The 22,286-nt window shown below is 42.1% G+C and carries 17 protein-coding genes; 2 read left to right on the forward strand and 15 right to left on the reverse strand.

What is annotated here, in order from left to right:
• Window positions 1–3 precede the first annotated feature (3 nt).
• The 7 genes from BLS14_RS07570 to BLS14_RS07600 all read right to left on the reverse strand — a co-directional run bounded on the left by BLS14_RS07570 (window position 4) and on the right by BLS14_RS07600 (window position 9,571).
• A complete protein-coding gene (locus BLS14_RS07570) occupies window positions 4–2,208 on the reverse strand; it encodes an ABC transporter ATP-binding protein (protein ID WP_090950661.1) in 2,205 nt (734 codons plus the stop codon).
• A 40-nt stretch (window positions 2,209–2,248) separates the two neighbouring features.
• On the reverse strand, window positions 2,249–2,833 hold the full coding sequence (locus BLS14_RS07575) for a DUF1854 domain-containing protein (RefSeq protein ID WP_090950666.1): 585 nt from the start codon (window positions 2,831–2,833) through the stop codon (window positions 2,249–2,251).
• Window positions 2,830–5,127, reverse strand: a complete 2,298-nt coding sequence (locus tag BLS14_RS07580) for an ABC transporter ATP-binding protein (protein WP_090950671.1) — start codon at window positions 5,125–5,127, stop codon at window positions 2,830–2,832. Before BLS14_RS07580 ends, BLS14_RS07575 begins: the two co-directional genes overlap by 4 nt.
• Window positions 5,128–5,574: 447 nt before the next feature.
• A complete protein-coding gene (locus tag BLS14_RS07585; protein ID WP_090950676.1) occupies window positions 5,575–6,810 on the reverse strand; it encodes an MFS transporter in 1,236 nt (411 codons plus the stop codon).
• 244 nt (window positions 6,811–7,054) lie between these two features.
• Entirely contained in the window at window positions 7,055–7,504 is a 450-nt protein-coding gene (locus tag BLS14_RS07590) for a nucleoside 2-deoxyribosyltransferase domain-containing protein (RefSeq protein WP_063563684.1), read from the reverse strand.
• Window positions 7,505–7,570: 66 nt separating this feature from the next.
• Window positions 7,571–8,371, reverse strand: a complete 801-nt coding sequence (locus tag BLS14_RS07595; RefSeq protein WP_090806784.1) for an HAD-IIB family hydrolase — start codon at window positions 8,369–8,371, stop codon at window positions 7,571–7,573.
• Window positions 8,372–8,827: 456 nt separating this feature from the next.
• A complete protein-coding gene (locus BLS14_RS07600; protein WP_064640818.1) occupies window positions 8,828–9,571 on the reverse strand; it encodes an SDR family NAD(P)-dependent oxidoreductase in 744 nt (247 codons plus the stop codon).
• Window positions 9,572–9,730: 159 nt separating this feature from the next.
• Between BLS14_RS07600 and BLS14_RS07605 the strand changes: the two genes are divergently transcribed.
• Window positions 9,731–10,864 carry a LuxR C-terminal-related transcriptional regulator gene (locus tag BLS14_RS07605; RefSeq protein WP_090950682.1) on the forward strand — a complete coding sequence of 378 codons (1,134 nt, stop codon included), beginning with the start codon at window positions 9,731–9,733 and terminating at the stop codon, window positions 10,862–10,864.
• A 72-nt stretch (window positions 10,865–10,936) separates the two neighbouring features.
• Here BLS14_RS07605 and BLS14_RS07610 read toward each other — a convergent pair whose 3' ends face one another.
• From BLS14_RS07610 to BLS14_RS07645, 8 genes are all read right to left on the reverse strand, one after another.
• Entirely contained in the window at window positions 10,937–12,238 is a 1,302-nt protein-coding gene (locus tag BLS14_RS07610; protein ID WP_090806786.1) for a sensor histidine kinase, read from the reverse strand.
• Window positions 12,213–12,911 (reverse strand): response regulator transcription factor, encoded by a 699-nt coding sequence (locus BLS14_RS07615; protein ID WP_064640817.1) that lies wholly within the window; start codon window positions 12,909–12,911, stop codon window positions 12,213–12,215. The genes BLS14_RS07610 and BLS14_RS07615 overlap by 26 nt, the downstream gene beginning before the upstream one ends.
• A 337-nt stretch (window positions 12,912–13,248) precedes the next feature.
• Window positions 13,249–14,286 (reverse strand): branched-chain amino acid aminotransferase, encoded by a 1,038-nt coding sequence (locus tag BLS14_RS07620; protein WP_063563680.1) that lies wholly within the window; start codon window positions 14,284–14,286, stop codon window positions 13,249–13,251.
• A 291-nt stretch (window positions 14,287–14,577) separates the two neighbouring features.
• Entirely contained in the window at window positions 14,578–15,576 is a 999-nt protein-coding gene (locus BLS14_RS07625) for an NADP-dependent oxidoreductase (protein ID WP_090950685.1), read from the reverse strand.
• Between the two features lie 317 nt (window positions 15,577–15,893).
• Window positions 15,894–16,646, reverse strand: a complete 753-nt coding sequence (locus tag BLS14_RS07630; protein ID WP_064637642.1) for an SDR family NAD(P)-dependent oxidoreductase — start codon at window positions 16,644–16,646, stop codon at window positions 15,894–15,896.
• A gap of 84 nt (window positions 16,647–16,730) precedes the next feature.
• On the reverse strand, window positions 16,731–17,303 hold the full coding sequence (locus tag BLS14_RS07635) for a TetR/AcrR family transcriptional regulator (protein ID WP_064637640.1): 573 nt from the start codon (window positions 17,301–17,303) through the stop codon (window positions 16,731–16,733).
• 94 nt (window positions 17,304–17,397) lie between these two features.
• The gene (locus tag BLS14_RS07640) at window positions 17,398–18,435 is read right to left on the reverse strand and encodes an aldo/keto reductase (protein ID WP_090950688.1); all 1,038 of its coding nucleotides are present in this window, start codon (window positions 18,433–18,435) and stop codon (window positions 17,398–17,400) included.
• A gap of 383 nt (window positions 18,436–18,818) precedes the next feature.
• Window positions 18,819–20,810, reverse strand: a complete 1,992-nt coding sequence (locus BLS14_RS07645) for a Na+/H+ antiporter (RefSeq protein WP_090950691.1) — start codon at window positions 20,808–20,810, stop codon at window positions 18,819–18,821.
• Window positions 20,811–21,163: 353 nt separating this feature from the next.
• On the opposite strand from BLS14_RS07645, the gene BLS14_RS07650 reads away from it, so the two are divergent.
• On the forward strand, window positions 21,164–22,270 hold the full coding sequence (locus BLS14_RS07650) for an FAD-dependent monooxygenase (RefSeq protein WP_090950696.1): 1,107 nt from the start codon (window positions 21,164–21,166) through the stop codon (window positions 22,268–22,270).
• Window positions 22,271–22,286: the final 16 nt, after the last annotated feature.

Here is a 22,286-nt window from a genome sequence, read left to right on the forward strand (position 1 = left end):
GAGTTACCCCGTCTGCTCTTTCTTCGACATCTCCCTCTGGGCTGTAATCAGTGTGTAGTAAATGCCCTTTTTCTCTATTAGCTCGGCATGGGAGCCAATTTCTGCAATCTTGCCTTTCTCCAGTACCATCAGCCGGTCGGCATTGCGGAGAGTTGACAGCCTGTGGGCAATGGCAATCGTTGTCCTTCCTCTCATTACCTGCTGGAGCGCCGTCTGAATGACACTTTCCGTCTCAATATCGAGTGCAGAAGTCGCTTCATCCAGAATAAGAATTGGCGGATCATTCAGAATCGCTCTTGCAATTGCCAGACGCTGGCGCTCACCACCGGATATATTGTTCCCGTTCTCCTGAAGCAGCGTGTCGTACCCATCCGGCAGATTGATAATAAATGAATGCGCATTAGCAATCCTGGCCGCCCGGATGACTTCTTCCTCCGTCGCTTGCGGCTTAGAGTAACGGATATTATCAAGTATCGTGCCTGTGAATAGGAAGGTCTCCTGAAGCACGACACCAATCTGGGAGTGAATGTCATCCTTCTGGATGTCCCGAATGTCTACACCATCAATTTTAATTTGACCTTCATTCACATCATAGAAGCGGGAGACGAGATTAATCAGGGTAGACTTGCCCGATCCCGAATGACCCACCAACCCAATCATTTCCCCATTACGAATATCAAAAGACACATCCTTCAGCACCGGCTCATAGGAGTTATAGCCAAAGTACACACCGCGGAACGAAACCTCGCCATGAATCGTATGTCTCACTGTTTTATCAGTCTCCACTACCTCTGGCTGCTCGTCAATGACCGAAAAAACGCGGTCAATGGAAATCATCGCATTGGAGACCCATCTTGGCATGAACATCATCCAGGCGATCGGTCCAAACACCATGGAAGCATACATGCTGAACTTGATCAGTTCACCTACATTCATCTGATTGTTCAAAATCATGTTAGAGCCAAGCAGCAACACAACATATTGGCCAAGCTGAATTAAATAATTCGTTATCGGGGCCAGCATGTTGAACAGACTCTCGGTTCTTATCGTAGCGGCAGCAAAATCACTGTTATGGGACCGGAATTTTTTGATCTCCGTGGCTTCCTTGCCGAATGCCTTGACAACCCGGATTCCGCTCAGCACATCATGCAGAAAAGAACTCCCCCGGTCGTAGATTGCCCACTGTTTTTGATACAGTTTCCAGAGCACATGTTTCCAGATGTACATATTCATGTAGGCGACAATAGGGGCAGGCAACAGCACAACACATGCCAGGCGCCAGTCAGCGCTGAAGAGTAAGCTACTGGCCGCAACCAGCAAAATCATTTGATAGATTGCTGTTGTGCATAGCTCTTGAATCAATTGCCGAATCCGGTCTGTATCCGCCGTTACCCGGTTCATTATATCTCCCGCCCGTTGAGAGGTCATGAAGCCAAGCGGCAGGCTCAGTACTCGTTCATACACCATTTTGCGCAGATCGGCGGCAATATTGGAGCTGACATTCGCCATGACCCGTGCCCGAATAATCGCCAGCAGTTCTCCGGCCACAAGTCCTCCGATCATGGCGGCAAGTGCGAGATAGAACAGCTTCATGCTCGGACTATGTCCGTCAGACGGCTGCAAGACACCGTTAATCAGAATTTCCTGAAAATAAGGTCCTGCCAGTGCAATAGCGGAAGCCGCTATCATGACAATAAGACCCATCGCCAGCGGCTTCCAATGCTGCTTCGAGACACCGAACAGCTTTTTGAACGCCGCGGACTTGCTCATGCATCTGGGGCATACACGGGTTCCTTGCACTAGTCGATCACCGCACTTAACACAGACGTTTTCCTCATCATTATTGAAAATCCGAACTTTGCGGGCTGCTGATTTATCATTCAGCACTTGTGCAATATAACCGAAGCGTGGAGCATGCTCCATGGAGGAGCGGACGAGGATACGCTTTCCCTGCTCATCTTCGGTCTCCAGCACAATATTTCCGATAAGCGGAATGACTTTGTACTCCCATGAGTCAGCAATAATACCGGTTTCCTTCGCTTGACCATGCTCGATGTAAGCCCATTTATTCTGCCCGATAACCAGAAATCCGGCCGTACGGTAGCCAAGTAGCGACAGATTAGCGGGCACACAATATTCAATGTCAGTTCCGACAGCCTGCACAGCAGCTTTCACATCCGGCTCTGCAAGCGAAAAATTCAAATCCATAGGCATTCACCATCCTTCATGTCCGCTCTAGTCAACTTGATTAACCATACATACATAGCTCTACCATCCGGTACTCCTTGTCTGTCAGCTTATTTATATTTGGGATGACAAACCGATTACCGTCCACGTCAGTGACGAGCAGTCGGTCTGGGGTTACTAGCTTGGCGTTGCCACCACCACCTCTGACTGTGAATCGGCATAGTCCGCCTGTCGTCTCTGCTTCCCAGTAGGAGTAGCCAAACTCCTCCTTCACGTTAATCAACCTGCTAATTTCTGGAGTGAAATAACGGATTTGCAGCTGCTCCTCTAACAGCTGCGCTGTCTCTTCCGTAAAATCCTCCAGACTGTGGATCATACCAATTTCCTTGTTTTCAACCGTCCGGATGGACAAATACATGCGTTTATTCGTATGAGGGAAAGAGCAATGTACATACACGACTGGATGCGTCTTTTCCCCCACCGTTACGGATAACATCCGACCTTCCGTTTTATGAAATGTTGCATTATCCTCTGTGAGATAGTGAATGTCGGCGGCATCGGACAGCGAACCGGCCACGCCCTTTTCCTCCTGTAGCTCTGTATCCTGGGTTGGAGTTGTCTTCTTCTGTGATGCAGACGAACTCATGCTGAAATCACCTCGCTTATTTTTAATGCTTCATCATGCTTTTTCACCAATTGATAATAAGCGCCCTCGGTACTCATTAGCGATTCATGTGTTCCTTCTTCCACAACCTTGCCCTGATCCATCACGACCAGATAGTCGGCATTGCGAAGCGTGGAGAGCCGATGCGCAATGGCAATCGTTGTACGTCCCTTGATAAGTTTATCCAGCGCCTCTTGGATTTGCAGCTCGGTCTCCGTATCCAGAGAAGCTGTCGCTTCATCTAGAATCAGTATTATTGGGTTATGCAGAATTGCCCTCGCAATGGAGAGGCGTTGCTTTTCACCACCTGACAGATTGTATCCGCCCGTACCCACGATCGTATCGTAGCCGTCCGGCAGCTTCTCAATAAAATCATGGGCGTTGGCTATTTTCGCCGCATGAACGATATCTATGACACTGCAATCCGGCTTGGCATAGGCAATATTTTCAGCAATACTGCCTGATAGCACGTACACATCCTGCGATACGATTCCGATATTGGAGCGCAACGATTCAGCAGCCACATCCTTCACATTTACTCCGTCGATCGTAATTGCACCTTCATTCACATCGTAAAGCCGGGAAATGAGGTTGACGAGAGTTGATTTTCCTGCTCCAGATTGTCCGACGACGCCAATCATTTGTCCTGCCTTCACCTGCAGCGTAACATTCTTCAGAATCGATTTATTCGGCTCATAGCCAAATACAACATTTGATACTTGAATATCTCCCTTCATGACTGGAATCCGAATCGCATTCTCCTTCTCCTTCACATCAGGGCTTGCGTCCACAATTTCAAATAATCGCTGCGAAGCCGTCATGCAACGCGACCACCAGCCTACAATATTGTTCATAAACTCAATGGGCCCATATAACATATACATATAATTGACAAAGGTCAGCATAAGCCCGAACGAAATTTCACCCTTGAGTATCATCCATCCTCCAAATCCCCAGATGAGCATACCGCCTATTTGAGTCAGCCCATTAAGTACTGGAAAGATCGTACCGCTCAAACGGTTATAATTTTGCTCCGAGCCGGAGAAGTTCGCATTTGCCTGCTGGAAGCGCTGCATTTCTTTGTGCTCCATGCCAAATGCCTTGACGACCCGGACACCTTTGATCGAGTCACTAATGATGGAGTTCAATGATGATACCTGGCGGTTCATCCGCCATGATAGCCTCGACAGCTTGGGGAATACTTGGCGTGCCAGAAAAATAACAATCGGCATCGGCAAAAAACATAGCAGTGTGAGCTTCCAGTCCAATACCAGCAAAATGACGGTAATGCCGATGATATTCATTACATTCACAACAAAATAGGACAGTACATCAATGAAAAATATTTGCAGTTCAGCGGCGTCGTAATTAACTCTGGTCATCAGCTGTCCGGTCTGCTTCCGCTTGAAAAAGTTTAGTGATAAGCGCTGCATTGCAGTAAAAATGACAGATTTTATATCAAAAACAATGTTTGCGGCCAGCCTCGCATTGATGATTCCGAAGAAGACACCAAATAATAGGGATATAGTGCGAAAAATAATGACTAGCAAGATGACTAGCCCTACCTGTCCGCCAAAATATCCTTCGCCTTTTAGCGCCTGATCAAATAAGGCCGTACCCGTCAAATATGGAATGACAAGCCCAGTCACGGAATTTAAAAGCATCAACACAATAATGAGCAACAAAGAGGCTCTATAGGGCTTGGCAAACGATAACAGCCGGAGGATCAATGCGCTTTTCTTCATGCATTTCGGGCAAATCTCTCGACCTTCTTCCGGGTAAATCCTCCCGCATTTGGGACAAGAGGCATTTGCCTCCTCATCCTCCAGTAACTCGCTGTCCACCTCCTCCTGCTTTTTCAGCTTCGTAAAGATTGCTGCCAGCCTGGATGCCTTGCTCATCAGTCCATTCGTGAACGCCGCTATGATTCGCTCATCTGGAGCCTTCATTACAAGCATCCCGGATGCAACAAGGTTCACAATGAGAACGGATTCAATTCCACTGATTTTCAACGTTTGAACCGACCATTTCCCCTCCTCCTGCGGATCCTGACGTGGATAACTTTTGACAGGGATCGAATAGCCCTTAAAGGTCTTTTCGTGATCCGGTTCCTTGAGACTTGTTGCAATAAGCATTTCATGCTGGGACAAGGCTATGTATGTATCGAGAAAATGCCCCTCTGGCGTACGATCACATGTCATTTCGAACAGGATATCCTTCTCCGCCCATTTCTGCTGCTGCAGCAATATTAATTTTTCTGTAGAATGAATAGTCATCAACTCCATATAAAATATCGAAACAAAATCCTTTTTTTACTAATTTTATTTTTAGAATGCTTCTATCTTATTTTCGGACCTTTACTTTGTCAACATTTTTGTTTAAAAAGTGTTGGATTCTGTATGCTCCATTCACATCGTAAATAAATTATCTTAAAAGTGCGTATTGACACTGAATTAATTGTGTATTAAAGTTACGTCATACATTTTACACTTTTATATTTAAAAAGTAACAAAGTGAATATTGATAGGTTTTTGCTGAAAGAAATGAATCTGAAGTAGACGCTCAATAATCGAGATAGAGGGGGATTTTGAAGGCTTTGTTGTTCAAAAATCAAGGGACTATGTTATATAAAGAAAGACTATCCATAAGTTCTGGATAGCCTCGTCATAGGATTCAACATTTTTAGCTGACAAAATAGAATATAAATCTCACTTCATGAATACTTAACTCACCGTTTCTTCCGTATCGATGTATCTATTTACTTTTAGTCCATTCCTCCGATACGTAAGAGCACCAATAAAGGAAAGAGAAAATCCAATTGATGCGTAGATGTAGAGCGTTTGAATACCTACAGTATCCGCTAACCAACCAGATAATAATAATGATACACCATATAGAATTGAGGTAAGTGATGATTGGGCCGCAAATAACGGTGGAAGCTCTGAAGCGGGAACGCTTGTTTGGTAAGAAGTACGTTCCGCTAAATCCTTTATGGCTTGAGAAGCCCCGATTGCGAACATGATAAAGAGTGTCACTAACGGGCTAGTAGAAAAACTGAATGCGAGTGTTAGCGCAGCAACGCATCCACTGCCCACCGCTAGCATGCCCCCTAGATTCCAGTTTCCGTTCGATAAACGGCTCATAAGAATGCTAATGAGAACGAATCCACCTAAATTGGCGCCATTCATCCATCCCCACCATACTTCACCCACATGTAGTCGTTCTCCTACGAACACGAGCAATAGCGCCCCTGCGAATGCACCTCTAAATAAGCCTTCCCATACATCCATCCATAACAAAACACGTAACTGCGGTAACCTAAAATAATTCTGCCATCCATCTTGAAGCGATCGTCTCCAAGAACCCACTGGTGTTTGGTGTGTACTGTTTCTAGTTTCGTATATCATGGAGGATGATAACCAAGCACCGCCTAATAACATTGTAGAAAGGAGCAGCACTTGACTTGCACCAAGCCAACTGACTGTCATGGATCCGAACGCCCATCCGGCCAGAGAACATGACTGTACAATACCCACTAGCACGCTGTTCGCTTTAAGCAACGATGCTTCAGGCACGGTTAGAGCAACAAGAGAAGATCTTACTGGGCCCGCTACCCCCTCCAGAATTGATATCCCAAAAACCATTCCGATCAATATAGCAATATTAGGATTGTCTTTGCCCATTAGAAACATATATATGGTGAGCAATGCCAAGCCAATAGTTTGCCCTCCAAGACTAGATGCAAGTAAGCGGTTCAAGCGCAACTTACGCATGATAAGAGGAGCCGCGATGCTGCCGATTGTCATACCAGCAACTCTAAGTAGGGGATACAAAGCCGTTACGGTAGCAGAACCAGATAGATGGTAAAGCGTGACGACAAGCGCCAAAATGTACCAGATGTCTCCTAAAGTAGATAGAGCCTGACTAAGCCAGAGTCTATGAAATGATTTTGTAAGCATTGTACTCATCCTTTTCAATATTCAGTTGTATTCAGGAAAAGGAATGAGATTCTACAATGGTCTGCCTCCGATCAGATTGAAAAAGATTTTTTTATTATAGCATTTGTTTTTGATTTTAAATAGTTTTGTACCTACTTTATATGTGTTGAAACTAATCATGTTATGACCTTCATGATCACTCTCATTCATTAAGGATACTTCTATCTCACCTATTTGTTCAGCTAGTTCATTCTCTGAGATGATATCATTTCTTGTTATATGAACTACTTTCTTTAGATTTATCATTTTGTAATGTAAGATCTAATTGTTCTTTGAGTTCTTCCACATTATGACAAACAACTGAAGAATTCATCAACATCAGATGTCCCCATTGATTGATATTGAATTCACCTTCATGTAGACAAAAGATTGGTTTCTTATGCGCATAAGCATAACCAAGCTCCCAGCAGGTATTACTTAAATTCAAGCCATTGTTGTTTAAAACAGCGACAAACATATCACATTCTTCTATTGCCTTAACTGCAGATTTGAACATTTCATCTCCACTTTTTGAGTGTATAGATTGATTTTCTATGTCTCTATGTGGTAGATGTGTGGTTAAAAAGTGTGCTTCCATAATCGTATTTAACCGTTCCAACTTTCGTCGTTCCCCAGAAGTAAGTATAGAGCCTGACAAATATACATTTTTACGCAAATATCCCACGCTCCTATTCACAGGCTTCGTCATATAGTAATTTCTATTTGAATGATTAGAGCAGTCCTACTGTAAATCCATCATTTTTTGAATGGTTATAAGAACACCATTTTCTTCATTAGATTTTGTGATGAAACTTGCTGCTTTTTTGGTGTTCTCGCAAGCATTGCTAACAGCAAAGCTGTACTTAGCAATTGCCATCAGTTCAACATCGTTCTCTCCATCACCGAACGACATCGTTTCCTCCGCAGTTACCCCCAGCATATCCTGTAATTTTTTTACCGTTTCGCCTTTATGGGTATGAAGAGCAGTAATATCGAGCCACCTGGCTTCAGAGTCGACAATGTAGATTTGGCCATTTAACGTCTGTTCCACATGTTTTCTAAGCATTGTGCTTCTGCCTTCTGTATCAAATACGGTTATTTTGATAAAATCACTATCGATTTCGGAGAAGGAATCCATTTTTATGACTTGTTCATAAGAGCCTTTAACTACGTTGTACATATCATCAGAGATAGAGGAATGTACGTATGCTGCATCGCTTGCACATACAATGATTGTCATGTGGGGATCAAAACCTTGAATTTCTTCAATTGCTCGCAGAACGAGTGTGCGATCAATGCTAAACTCTTTGACGACTTTTCCATCTTTCTTGATTCTGGCTGCGCTATCTCCAAGAATCCAAATCCCTTTTCCATGGTCACCAAACAACTTTTCTACTCGTTCACACTGTTTTCCCGTGCAGGCTACAAACGTTATTCCTTTCTTTTGCATTTCTTCATGTACTTCATTAAAAAGTTCAATATCAAACGAACCTTGATTATTCAGAAATGTTCCATCCAGATCAGTTACTACGAGTTTAATCATTTAAAATCCTCCGAGTTCAAGTTGGATTTATTATTCATCTTTATAAAGTTAACTTATTAAGTATTCATGGCAAAACCTTTATCTATTCAAAGAGATCATTAATTGATCGAATTGGCTTCACTTCTATAGGCTGATTCGACGATTTCAAAGCCGCATATGCCCCAATCCAAATGATAACTGCTAAAATTATATATACCATAACCCTCACCTCCCGTATTTCCGTAGATCCTTCTAATGTAGCCAGCGCTTTTTGTAATCCTCTTTATAAAACAACTTTATAAAGTCAGTATGCAGCAAACCTTAATGCTCTGTCAAAGGGTAATTAAGGAATCTTCTATAGCCTCCGCCGTATGTAAAAGAAAACCTCTACATCAATGAAGAAGTCTTCAATGATATAGAGGTTTATTTCGATTTGAAAATTGGTTTTCAGGTAAATTATCTTTTATCTGACCTGAATTAATGTGCGGTATAGCCTCCATCAACAAGCAAGGTAGTACCATTCACGAAACTAGCATCATCGCTGGCTAAGAACAACACAGCTTTTGCGACTTCTTCTGGTCGTCCAAGTCTGCCCTGTGGATGAAGTGAAGTTAAATATTCTTTGCTTTTTGCATCTACGTTCTTCAAGAGAGGCGTTTCAATGTATCCAGGACATACGGCGTTAACACGGATTCCCTTACTGGCATAAGCAGTACATAAATTCTGAGTTAACAGTTTAACGCCTCCTTTTGCCGAGGCATAAGCTGTCGTTTTAGGCAATGCAACAAAGCTGTGGATTGAGCCAGCATTAACAATAACGCCGCCATTTCCTTGCTTAAGGAACTGCTCAATAGCATATTTATCGGAAAGAAATACACCTGACAAGTTAATATCGATGGTTCGTTTCCATTTATCATATGACAATACATCAGCGGCTTCGTCATCGGCAACCCCTGCATTTGCATACATAATATCCAACTTACCATATTTCTCAACGGTTTCATTAATCATGTGTTTAATATCTTCTTCTTTAGTCACATCTGTTTTGACAAATAACGTATCATGACCTTCCCCATTGAGTTCGGCAGCTAGTTCTTTACCATGTTCAGAGAAGTCAGCAATGACCACTTTTGCTCCTTCTTTTGCGAAAAGGCGAACGGTGGCTTCACCAATTCCACTAGCACCACCTGTAACAATAGCTACTTTTTCATTTAATTTCATAAGATTCAACCGCTCCATTTCTTCATAGTAAGATTCATGAACTTGTACTCCTCAATCTTACTCCTTTAATTTTGAAATACTATCCTATAAAGTTCTGTGTAATAATGGATTGTATACCCCCCATTTGTAGGGTATTTCACTTGAAGGGAACGGCTTATTATGACACAAAATTTTCATCCATATACTGAAATGACTTTTCAGGAATTTGTATTATTTTTCAAAACGCATAGCAAACAGCTCGAAGAAAACACAAATATTTACCTGATCTCGGAAGCTAACATCTCTGAGACACATCGGAACGAAACGGGAGTACTGATGAGATCCTTTTTTCAGATGTTTACTTATTCAGACTTGGATCATATGGATAATCATTATTCTTCTTATTTGGATACCTGGGTTCAATCCCAGCTAACTATTTTAAATATGGCAAGCTTACAATGGCTTCAAATTATATTGGAAAAATCTTTACTAACACTATTAATACAACTGAAACATCAACGGATGTTGGACCCGCTTATGTTCCTGTTATCTGTCTTTTCGTATCTGATGCATAGCTTTCATAAGTGGGCTGATACGGAGTCTGGTAATCATGAAACGGAGGAAAATAACGAATTAATAAAACTGCGTCTGTTGGACCAATTAAACCAACTCCTAGTCAGTTCTTCGGGAGCTTCAGATCTAGCCTTTATCCTGAAAAAATGTGAGAAGTATTTCAATTATAAACGTTGTGTCTTCTATGCCTATGTACCTTGGTCCAACCAGTTCTATGGGGTCATTGGTGAAGAACTTCCGAAAATTCAGAGTATGAAAGGACAATTGACCGAGCAAAATCTAATCTTCAACTCAAAAAGACCGATCTATTTGAAGAATCCAAAACCTTATCTAAGGGATGAGCATATCCAGTTATTTCAGTTGTCTTCGATTATATTTATACCGATTGCTCACGAGCATCAATTGTATGGCTGGGTCACTTTTGACCAAATGGGAGATTCATTTGATTGCACGAAGGCTGAGCTGGATTTGCTTGAACAAGTGGGGAAAAGGATTGGTTTGTTTTTATCTAGAAAAGAGAAGGAAAACACCGCCAAAACGATGGCCATCGCTTTAACAGAAAGAGAGGCAACCGTTCTCGAACTTCTGGCGGAAGGTTATGATAACAAGAAAATCGCTTCCTTGTTGTTCCTCAGCGAGTATACAGTGAGAGATTACGTAAGCAGCTTGATGACCAAGCTGCGTGCAAAAAATCGAACACAGGTCGTTGCCTATGCTTTTCGTTGGGGGTTATTGAGTTAGTACCTTTGAATTTAGTTCGTCAAAAAAATAAGATCACCAACATGTGTATCATGTTGGTGATCTTTTATTCATTCAGCCCTTCTTGGGTAAATGCACAATAACGTTGAATTGATCGCCGTGAATCTCGACCTTAATCTTGCCTCCATGCAACTCAACGATGCTTTTCACAATAGCCAGCCCTAGTCCCGAGCCTTCTGTCTGGCGGGATTCGTCTGCTCTTTTGAAACGTTCGAACAGTTCTTCCGCATCAAAATCAATCTCATAGGCAGAGGTGTTTTGAATTTTGAACCTTACCAGATCATCCGTCTCGTCCAGATAAATATAGATGCGGGTTCCTGGAAGCGAATATTTCTGTGCGTTGCTAATTAAATTTTCGAATACACGCCATATTTTATTACCATCCAAATTCGCATGGATCGGAAACTTGGCAATCCTCTCCCGAATTTCGAGCGACGCTTGTCCCATATGGGTGTTTGATTCTGCTATCGCTTGTGTCAATAACGTTGCCACATCGACATACTCCATATCCAGCTCTATTGTACCGCTGGCCATCTTAGAGATATCGAACAGGTCTTCAATTAATAGTTTCAGTCGAAGCGCCTTGCGTTCCAGCGTTTCAATATAGGCTCGGGTTGTTTCCGAAGGATGATTTTCTTTTTTTAATAAATCGACATAGTTGATAATTGAAGTAAGCGGAGTCTTCAAATCATGCGATACGTTGGTAATCAGTTCCGTTTTTAACCGCTCGCTTTTCATTTGATGTTCCAACGCGCTTTGATACCCGGCTTTCATATTGTTAATATAGCCGGCAAGTTCAGATAGGGAATCGTTTCCGTTATCTTGAATTGAGTTCTGAATATTCCCTTTGGCAATCTCTTTACTTCCATTGATGATGGCCATGAAACGCCCAAGCTTGGAGAGCATATAAGGAACCAGAAACAGCACAAATAGCAACAAATAAAGAATGAGCCATCCCTGTCCGTAATATGTGACTGCTTCCCAAAAACAAATGCCGGCTAAGGCGGTCAGCAGAAACATAAGAATGAGGCCAAACGTTAGTCTCCCGTTTTGCAGACTGGCTCTAAAGCCGGTTCTCCAAATATGAAAATAATCTATCAACACACTGCCATCCCAGAAGGAACGTTTATTATGTGGTGCCTTAAAATAACGAAACAGTCTGGCTACCAACAAACCCAAGATAATACTGGAAAGCAATTCCCAGATGAAACGTGAAGTTGAAAATCTCAGACTCAACCCCAGGTATAAATACTCGTTTATAAGTATAAAGATCCCTATAATAACTGCGATTATGATGACAAGAAGGTCGATTCCAATCTTTCGATCTTCTTTACTTTTTCTCGATTTTGTATCCAATTCCCCATACCACCTTCAAATATTTTGGGTCTTTAGGATTGATCTCAATTTTCTCACGAATGTTTCTCACATGTACGGCAACCGTATTCTCTGAAGCAAAGACCGGCTCATTCCACACGCGCTCATAAATCTCTTCAATCGAGAAAACTCTGCCCTTGTTTTCCATTAACAACTCCAAAATTTTGTATTCCTTCGCCGTCAGTCTAACGTCCTCTCCATCCACTTCAACAGTCTTGGAGCTTTTGTTCAGCACAAGTCCTTTGACTTGAATGATCTCTTCTCCAATGGAGTGAAAGGAACCTAAATTCGTAAACCGGCGCAGCTGGGATCGGACTCTTGCGATCAGTTCCAAGGGATTAAACGGCTTCGTTATATAATCGTCAGCTCCAACATTAAGTCCCAAAATCTTGTCACTATCCTCCGATTTGGCGGAGAGCATAATGATTGGTATATTTTTATCTTCACGAATTTTAAATGTCGTCTTGATTCCATCAAGCTGCGGCATCATGAGGTCCATGATAATAAGATGAATCGTTTCTTGTTCAAGGATCTCCAGTGCCTCCACTCCGTTAGAGGCCGTAAATACGTCTACATCATTGCTTTTTAAGTAAATAACGAGAGCTTCTCGAATTTCCGGTTCATCGTCTACAACAAGAATATTATTGATCTCCATATTTCTCACCTTCATCGCGTAATTGCTCCTACAACTCTACAATACTTTCTGCGGAGGCACCAGTTATGTAAAGCGAATACATTTTTCCATTTTCGTTTCATCAGACCATCATACACAATCTACATGAAAAATCTCTGGTATAAAAACGAAGGAATTTATGAAGTTTTAATACATCGTTAGATAGTGATTGAGAACTTAATGAATCTCATGGGCAATGTTTATTCAACATGGTTATTCCCTTCGCATACGTTTATGCGTGTCGAAAAAAAGGATGAAATCGAATAGATATCATTTTCCCTCTATGCACCCTTACATTTCAATAGAAAAAAGCGGGGCATTAAGCCCCGCCAATAGTAATGTTTGTAATCCAGCCTTCAGGCGCTGGGAGAACTCCCATCTGGATACCAGTAAGAGTTTCTAGTAGTTTCTTTGAAATAGGTCCCATTTCTGACATACCACTTGGGAAATATATTTCTTTACCATGGTCATCTATTTTACCCACAGGAGAAATAACAGCTGCAGTTCCACATAAACCACATTCTGCAAAATCTTTTACCTCTTCGAAAAGAACTTCCCTTTCCTCAACTTCAAGGCCGAGATATTTCTCAGCAACGACCATTAAAGATCGTCTGGTGATGGACGGAAGAATACTTTCTGACTTAGGTGTAACAACTTTATTGTCTTTGGTTATAAAGATAAAATTGGCCCCGCCTGTTTCTTCAACCTTGGTTCTGGTTGCAGCATCCAAAAACATATTTTCATCAAATCCATTTTTTTGGGCTGTTCTTAGCGCATGAAGACTCATGGCATAATTCAATCCTGCTTTGATATGTCCTGTACCATAAGGCGCAGCACGATCATAATCACTAACACAGAGGGTAAGGGGCTTGGCTCCTCCTTTAAAATAAGGGCCTACTGGTGTAGTAAATACTCTAAACTGATACTCTTCAGAAGGTTTAATCCCAATAACAGGACCACTTCCGAATAGAGTAGGTCGTATGTATAGTGTAGCACCAGAGCCATACGGTGGTACATATGATGCATTTGCTTTTACTGTCTCGACAATAGCATCTATAAACCTATCCTTTGGAAAGGGTTGCATATGAAGTCTTATAGCGGAATCCTCCATGCGCTGTGCATTTAAATCGGGACGAAAAATAGCAATTTGTCCGTCTTGGGTGGTATAGGCTTTTAAACCTTCAAAGCATGTCTGCGCATATTGGAGAACGCCTGCCGATTCGTTGAGCACTACATTGGTATCCTCTGTTAAAATTCCATCATCCCATTTTCCTTCTATAAAATTTGAAACATATCGTTTTTCTGTCTTTCTGTAATTGAATCCGAGATTACTCCAGTCCAAGTTTTGCTTTTCCATTTTGTCACCATACCTTTATTTTATCATTTCAATTTTGAACCATTTACTGCGATACTGCCTTTTCTAAAGCTTTAGGAATTCTTCCATTTGTAAGTTACACAATTAAATTCTATTGTCAAAATAACACGTTCAAACAATTCAGGTCAATTAATAACAATAAAAAGTTGGAGTTGTTTAAGTCTTATATGTATCTATCCCTCTATCCCCGTTCTTCTTTAATATCTAAAGAAGAACGGGGATCTTCATTAATAACATCAACCTTAGTACCGGGAATCAGGTTTCGTTATACCTTTAGAAGGTCAGAATCACTTTGCCCTGGGAGTGACCCGTCGACACTTTATTCAATGCCTTTTCGATATCATCAAACGTGTAAGTTGAGTCTATAGATGGCTTAATATCTTCTTTTTTTATTAGGCTTGTGATCTCTTGTAATTGAATTCCACTGGCTTGTACAAATAAAAAGCGGTATTCATTCTGATTCTTACGCGCTAGAGAATCCAATCGAGCACCTGCCAGACCAAACAATGCTTTTTTCCACATCGGAAAATCATTATCAACCGCAAAGCGATAATTAGGGCCAGCTTTCAAGGATACCAATTTCCCATGTGGTTTTAGAATACCCAGTTCAGCTTTGATATCTTCGGCACCCAAGGTGTCTATCACATAATCGATATCGGACAAGATGTCAGCATAATGTTCTTCCTTATAATTAATGAATTGATCTGCCCCGATTGATAATGTACGTGATCTGCCTCTTTCACTGCCACTTGTAATAACCGTTAATCCCATGGACTTAGCAATGGGGATAGCCATCGCACCGAATCCTCCGGTTCCTCCAGGAATAAACAGCTTTTTATTGGTTTTGGCTTGAAGTACATCATGTAACGCTTGATACGCAGTTAAGGAAGTAAGCGGCACGGCAGCAGCTTCAATAAAAGATAGATTCTCGGGCATCATGGATAAAGCATCTTCATTCACAGCTGCATATTCAGCAAAAGCACCAATTTTATTCAGCGGCAACCTTGTGTACACATGGTCCCCTAATTTAAAATTCAAAACATCTTCACCAACAGCTTCAATCACACCAGATAGTTCATTCCCTAGAGTTAAAGGCAACTTATAGTTGGCAATCATCCGAACGCTGCCGTTCATATTCATGATATCCAGTGGATTGACACCCGCAGCTTTTACTTTGACAAGGACCTCTCGACTATCGATATGAGGGATGTCCATCCGGTTTAATTCTACATGAATGGTTTTGGAATACTTCTGTATTTGAGCTGCTCTCATCATCTTCCTCTTCCTCTGCTATTAGACTAAAAATATGGCGTACAATGTTCAGTTGTACGCCACGTTTCACGCTTGATGTTAGTGTAGCTCCTCTGTTGAAAGCTAAATCTAATTGAGCTAATTCCTTTACAAGGTAGAGATAAAGTTCAGGACCTTGTTCACCATCTTGGACTCCACCCAGAGGTGTATCCTCTCTGTCATGGGTGCCATCGCGAGTTGATGGGGCAATTCTATCTTACCAATTTTCGTTGTACTCCATAATTTCACCAATGGATTCACTGCTTTTTTGATGTATTCCACAGCTATGTGAATTGAATTTATAATTCTGAAATAACTGGATAGATCGGACCTCTCAGATTGAAATTATAGTTCTGATCTACGATCCCTACTACTTCGTTGTGATCATACAGTTCCACCATAAAGCCCGCCATTTCTTTAGCCGTGTGGTACTTAGGCATGTTTGCTTTGTAGTCAAATTCTTCAGCATCTATGGATCTCTTCACAAATTCCGTTTCCGTTATCGCGGGTGCCAGGATTTTCGCTTTTAGTTTTGCACCTTTCAGTTCCAGTTCTTTGGCAAGACCTTCTGTGAAGGCACTAACATAATATTTCGATGCAGAATAAGCAACACTACCAACAGCAATGGCATATCCGAGTGCGGAAGAGACGTTAATTAACTGAGTACCTTCAACCTCAGCATAATCTCGCACATACAGTGTAGAAAGGATGGTCAGGGATTCAATGTTCACTCGTAACATCGTTTCAACTTTATCTAATTTCTGTTCTGCTATAAATGAACCTTCACCGAGCCCTGCATTGTTGATCCAGGTCTCAATCTGGTATTCCTTCAGATTGTTATATAGTGTGTAAGCCTGATCTGTAACAGATAGGTCACTTGTCTGAACAATAACATTTACTTGGGGATCTATACTCTGAATGGTTGATTTAAGCTCCTCCAGTTTATCCAATCTTCTAGCTACCAAAATCAAGTTTTTTCCACGTGCTGCAAATGCTAATGCCGTTTCATATCCAATCCCTGAACTTGCTCCAGTAATCACTGTGTATTTCATCATAATCTCTCCTTAGGTTCCTACATATTTTTTAGAATGATCGTTCTCTAATGTGTAAAAAAACAGTTAGATCTAACTTGCTGTTTAATCTAAAGCAGACAGTGTCATATCAATAATATTCATTATTTTTTGTTGATCTGTTGTTGTCTTAACCAACGTACGCAGTCCTAGCCAAGCGTTCATTAGATAATGAGAAATAACGACCGAGTCAAGATCAGAATTAATCTCACCCGTTTGTTGCCCCTCCAGAACAAGGTTAGTCAAACATTCCTCGGTTCGCGCATAACTCTCACCCACGAAGCATGAAACTTCAGTGTCTAATACACCTAACTCCACACCTGAATTCACCAAAAAGCACCCCAGAGGTTCTCCTTCGTTTCTTACAGTAAACTCAAACATCTCACGGATTAATTGTTTGATTGGTTTTTGTTTTTCAATCAGAATCTTCATTCTGCTGGTCTGCTTCGTTTCATATCGTTCCAGAGCTTTCATAAATAAAGCATGTTTATCCCCAAAGGTATCATAGATACTTCTTCTATGAATACCCATAAACTCAACCAAGTCTTGCATTGAAGTTTTCTCATATCCTTGTGTCCAGAAGAGATGCATTGCTTTATCTAATACTTCATTAACTTCAAACTCTTTGGATCTTGCCATCGTCATCACCTCAAATAATCATTATACATTAAGTGATTGTTCGGCAAACTGAGATAGTTAAATTGAACATATCTCAGTGATAAGACATGTCGAATTAAGCCTGGATTCTTCGTTTGTTTGCTTGTAGCCAATCCGGTGTCCAACCTTTTTCCAGAGCATCCAGGGTCACACCCGGCGGAACGATGGCGTCGATTGCATCCAGGATATCAGTGCTTAACCGGATATCGCTGCCTTTTAATGTTTCACGCAGTTGCTCAATTGTTCTTGCCCCCACTATTGCAGAGGTAATCGACGAATGAGCTTGTGTAAAAGCCATGGCAAGATGAGGCAACGTTAATCCTGCTTCATTTGCAAGGGTTTGGAGCTTGGCAACGGCTTCGAACTTGGTACGATTTTCTTCTCGATTCGGGTCGACAACAACCGAAAGTTGCCCTAGTGATCCCGCTGCTCTTGAATCTGGAGCAGCCGCTTCTCCCGAGCGGTATTTTCCAGTTAATAAGCCACCCGAAAGCGGGCTCCAAACCAGGACACCCATTCCATATTTCGCGGTCGCGGCAAGCAAATCGAATTCGATACTCCGATTCAAAATGGAATAAGGGGCTTGCTCAGATACGAAGCGTGCCATATTTTTACGTTCACTAGCCCATTGTGCTTCGGTTACCTGCCATGCTTGAAAATTGGATGTACCGATATAGCGAATCTTCCCTTCACGAACCAAATCCGTCAACGCGTCAAGACTCTCTTCAATATCGGTATGGAGATCTGGCTGATGCAGTTGATACACATCGATATGATCCGTTTGCAGCCTTCTCAAGCTTCCCTCGACTGCACGCTTGATCCAATACTTCGAGTTACCAGATTGATTAAGTCCACTGCCCATGGGCATTCCGCCTTTTGTGGCTAGAATAACATCCTGTCTGCGGCCCTGTAGGAGCTTACCCAGAATCTCTTCGGATTGACCACTGGAGTAAACATCCGCCGTATCAATCAGGTTAATGCCTCCAGCCAAAGCCTCATCCAACATGACTGCAGCCTCTTTTTCCGTATTATTTCCCCAAAAACCAAATGTGCCTGTACCTAATACAAAACTGCTTACTTTAAGACCTGTATTTCCTAATACACGATACTCCATGTTCAATTCATCCCTTCTACATATTGATATATTGAGAACGAACATTCTAATATAGGCATAAAACTACGTAGTAAGATCTTACACCGAGCCCCATCACTCTCTGCTTCGTAATCGTGTATATCTCCTACGCCAACAATATAACATATCTAGAACGATTGGTAAAGAATCGTTTTATAACTGTCTTGTGATCGTTATTAGTAAACTTATAGGATAGTAAAATCCCCTTTCAGCATCCTCGACTTCGAACAAGAACATGTACCGATACAACAAAAAAAGCCGCTGTAATAGCGACTTCAATGGTTTTGTCCCACGATACTTTGTCACGGATGTTAATTGTTTTTCAACGGGTTAACATGTTGTTCCATATGCTCTTCTCATAAATTCTAAGCCATTGCCTCTTCTCGCAGATCATGCTCCATGAAGAGAATATCACGTTTCATTTCTTTCATGCCCTGTCTTGAAATCCGCCCTGTCTCAAACATAGATTGAATGTTGTCTCGCTCCAGTTGAATTCCGACCCGGCCCAGATCCTGCATCGATAGGTCGAACTCTCGTCGGGAGTATGTGTCCGATTCGTTTCTGGTCATACGCAGCAGTATACTTTCATATTGCAAGATCAGTGAGCTGACTGCCTCTATATCTGATTCGCCTTCTGAAAGCAGACCTTTTAGCTGCTCAATGACATAAGCCATATTTTGAATTTTGAGTCTGGTCAATTCAGCGCGTCTTTCTCGAATGCTTAGTCGGGCAGGATTCAGCATCCCGAACATTTCGACCCATTGCTTAATGGGAAAAACCTCTTTTTTATAGCGGACATCTCTTGTGCGCATAAACAACAGTTGGTTAATTCTTTTAAGGTAATTGTACGCTGTATACGGATTTACTTCTTTCTTTTCAAGAGCAAGCAACGTATTCTCTCTTTCCCATTTCATGACATACAGACCCAAGGACCGCTGTGTCTTATCTTTCTTTTCATCTTTCCTAAGTGTTCGGATTCTGGAAGTATACATATTGATAATATGGGCGGTCGCAAGCCGGTTCTGGTCCGTGGTCAGTTCATTTAATCCGGTAACCACATTCCTCAGAATCTCAATTTTCGCCTGAATTTCGTCCTCTTCCTGCTCCGTTTGTGTTTCTTTACCTAATAAAAGCGGCAACAGATAGTTGGATGCCAGAAGAGTCCACAAGATAACTCCAGCCGCAAGGAAAATGATCAGATCTCTGGCTGGAAATGCAGTTCCATCATTCAGAAAAAACGGCAGTGACAAGGTACTCGCCAGTGTAATCGTTCCCCGGACTCCCGATAGACTGAGGATAAGCGCATTCTTCAACCGGAGCCGCCAAGGTTCGCGCGGTTTGGCACCTTCAGGATTATCCATTAGCATTGCCCAGATGAGACGCAGCCCGAGTACAGCTAAAGTCAATAATAGTGTGTACATAATGACTTTAAAATTCCCTATGTCCGGGTTACTCCAAATCGTCTGGATAATATCAGGAAGCTGTGTTCCAAGTAGTAGGAAAACCAGTCCGTTCAATACAAAGATAATGACCGACCAGGTGCTTTTGGATACAACACTCAGCTTGGCTAACTCGGGGTTCATTTTCTTGTAACCAAAAGAATGGGCGATTCCTGCGGCGACAACAGCCAGGATACCGTTGACCCCTAATTCCTCCGCAGCCATGAAAATCAAAAAAGGAGTCAGGATCTCAATCAGCATGTGGAGCGTGACATTTTCCATCCCCAATTTGCGCAACCACTTCACCACACCATATTTTACTAAGGTAAGCAGAAGGCCTAACACCACACCGCCAAGTGAAATGGCAATAAAACTGATACTGGCCGTTTTGAAAGAGAATACACCTGTGACCATTGCAGCTACAGCGAATTGAAAGGAGACCAGCCCTGATGCGTCATTTATTAACGACTCTCCCTCAAGAATTTGCATCGTCTGATGGGGGATCTTCACTTTCTGCTCCAGTGCACCCACGGCCACAGCATCGGTAGGTGCTAGTGCAGCTGCCAATGCGAAGGCTGCCGCCAGCGGGATGACCGGAAGTAGCCAATTCAGGAAATATCCCATCACGGCTACCGTTACAAACACCAGACCCAGCGCTAGCAAAAGGATCGGTTTCTTCAGCTTCCAAAGCGCTTCTTTATCCGCATGCCTGCCATCATTGAATAGCAACGGGGCAATGAATAAAAGCAAAAACAACTCTGGATTTAATTTCAGTTCATAATGCAAGGGCAGCAAAGTAATTAACATCCCCAGCGCAATTTGAATAATAGGCACGGAGACCGAAGGGATAAACCGGTTTACTAAATTGGATAAAGAGACTGCCGCCAGCATCAACAAAATAAATTCAAACAATTCCAAACGTATCTTACCTCCATATTTATCTGCAATAAGCAGCTTTTCGTAAAACAGGTTTCTAACAAGAAGTCATCTTATTTTAAAATGCATTTATGAACTGTATATGAATCGCTTTGCACCTAGCCTGCCCAGAGCAATATTCTATAATCCACATAGGTATTTTTATCGGAATTGCCGATAATTTCATTAATACTTTCTAATCGAAATTTCTTTTCAGAAGGTACCCCGCGCTGTTGAAAAACAAAAGCAGCCGCTTAGCGGCTGCTTCTGCATAACTACATTCATATTCAGTTCACAAAGCTATTTTATTCTATACAACATCATTAGAAATATTATGGATCATGGGAGGAACGAATATGAAAAAAAATATTCTAGTTAGCGGGGCGAGTTTCGCCGGAATTTCAACAGCCTATTGGATGAAGCAGTTTGGCTACAACGTGACCGTTGTTGAGATCGCTGAAGGTCTTAAAAAAGGCGGCACACCTGTAAATATCCGCGAAAATACCGCCGACATCGCGAAACGTATGGGGCTTCTAGACCAAATCCAGTCGAACAAAATAGACATGGAATTGATGGAATTCAAAAATTCCGATGATGTCACTGAAAGAGTCGAAATCCGTGAGCAGCTTGCAGAAGATGAATATGAAATCGAGCGAGATGTATTGCTGGATATCATGTTCGAGGTTGTCCAAGATGACGTTGAGTTTATTTTCGGAGATAGCATTACGTCATTAAAGGAAGAAAGTAATGGCGTTGAAGTAGTTTTCAAAGGAGGACAAAAGCGCTCGTATGACCTGGTATTCGGCTGTGATGGTATTCATTCGGCCGTCAGAAAATTATGGTTCGGCGAGGAAGCGGAATTTTCGCATTTTCTTAAAACGTATTTCTCTATCACAATCGTGGATAAGTTGTTGATCCGGGAGAATACGACACAGATGTACAACGAGCCGGGCAAGGCGGTCATGCTGAACTCTTATAACAATAAAACCGATATCGTGCTCTGCTTTTCTTCGGAGAAGGAACTCCCTTACGACTACCGAAACGAGGAACAGCAGCGGGATATCATTTTGAATCAATTTTCCGGACTAGGCTGGCGAACGCCGGAATTGCTGGAAGAAGTGAAGAACTCAAAAACTTTTTACTTTGACAAGCTGTGCCAAATGAAAATGCCGTCGTGGACAAAAGGCAGGGTAGCCCTAGTCGGTGATGCTGGATACTGCGCCTCTCCGGCTGCTGGCATGGGTGGATCACTCGCAATAGATGGAGCGGCAGCCTTGGCTGATGCTTTCCAAAAAAACCATGGGAATTATGAACTTGCGTTCCAAGAATATAATCAGAGTTTCCGTCCTTTCATCGAGGAAGTTCAAGCAAACGCAGAAATGATGGTAGATTTTCTAGTCCCACGAACTGAAGAAGACATTCGCGAAAGAATTTCGCAAACGGCATCCATCAAGGACATATAAGGACCGATCTGTAGGA

Origin of the sequence: Paenibacillus sp. OK060 (assembly GCF_900101205.1) — a bacterium.
In the GTDB taxonomy this organism is placed as follows: domain Bacteria; phylum Bacillota; class Bacilli; order Paenibacillales; family Paenibacillaceae; genus Paenibacillus; species Paenibacillus marchantiae.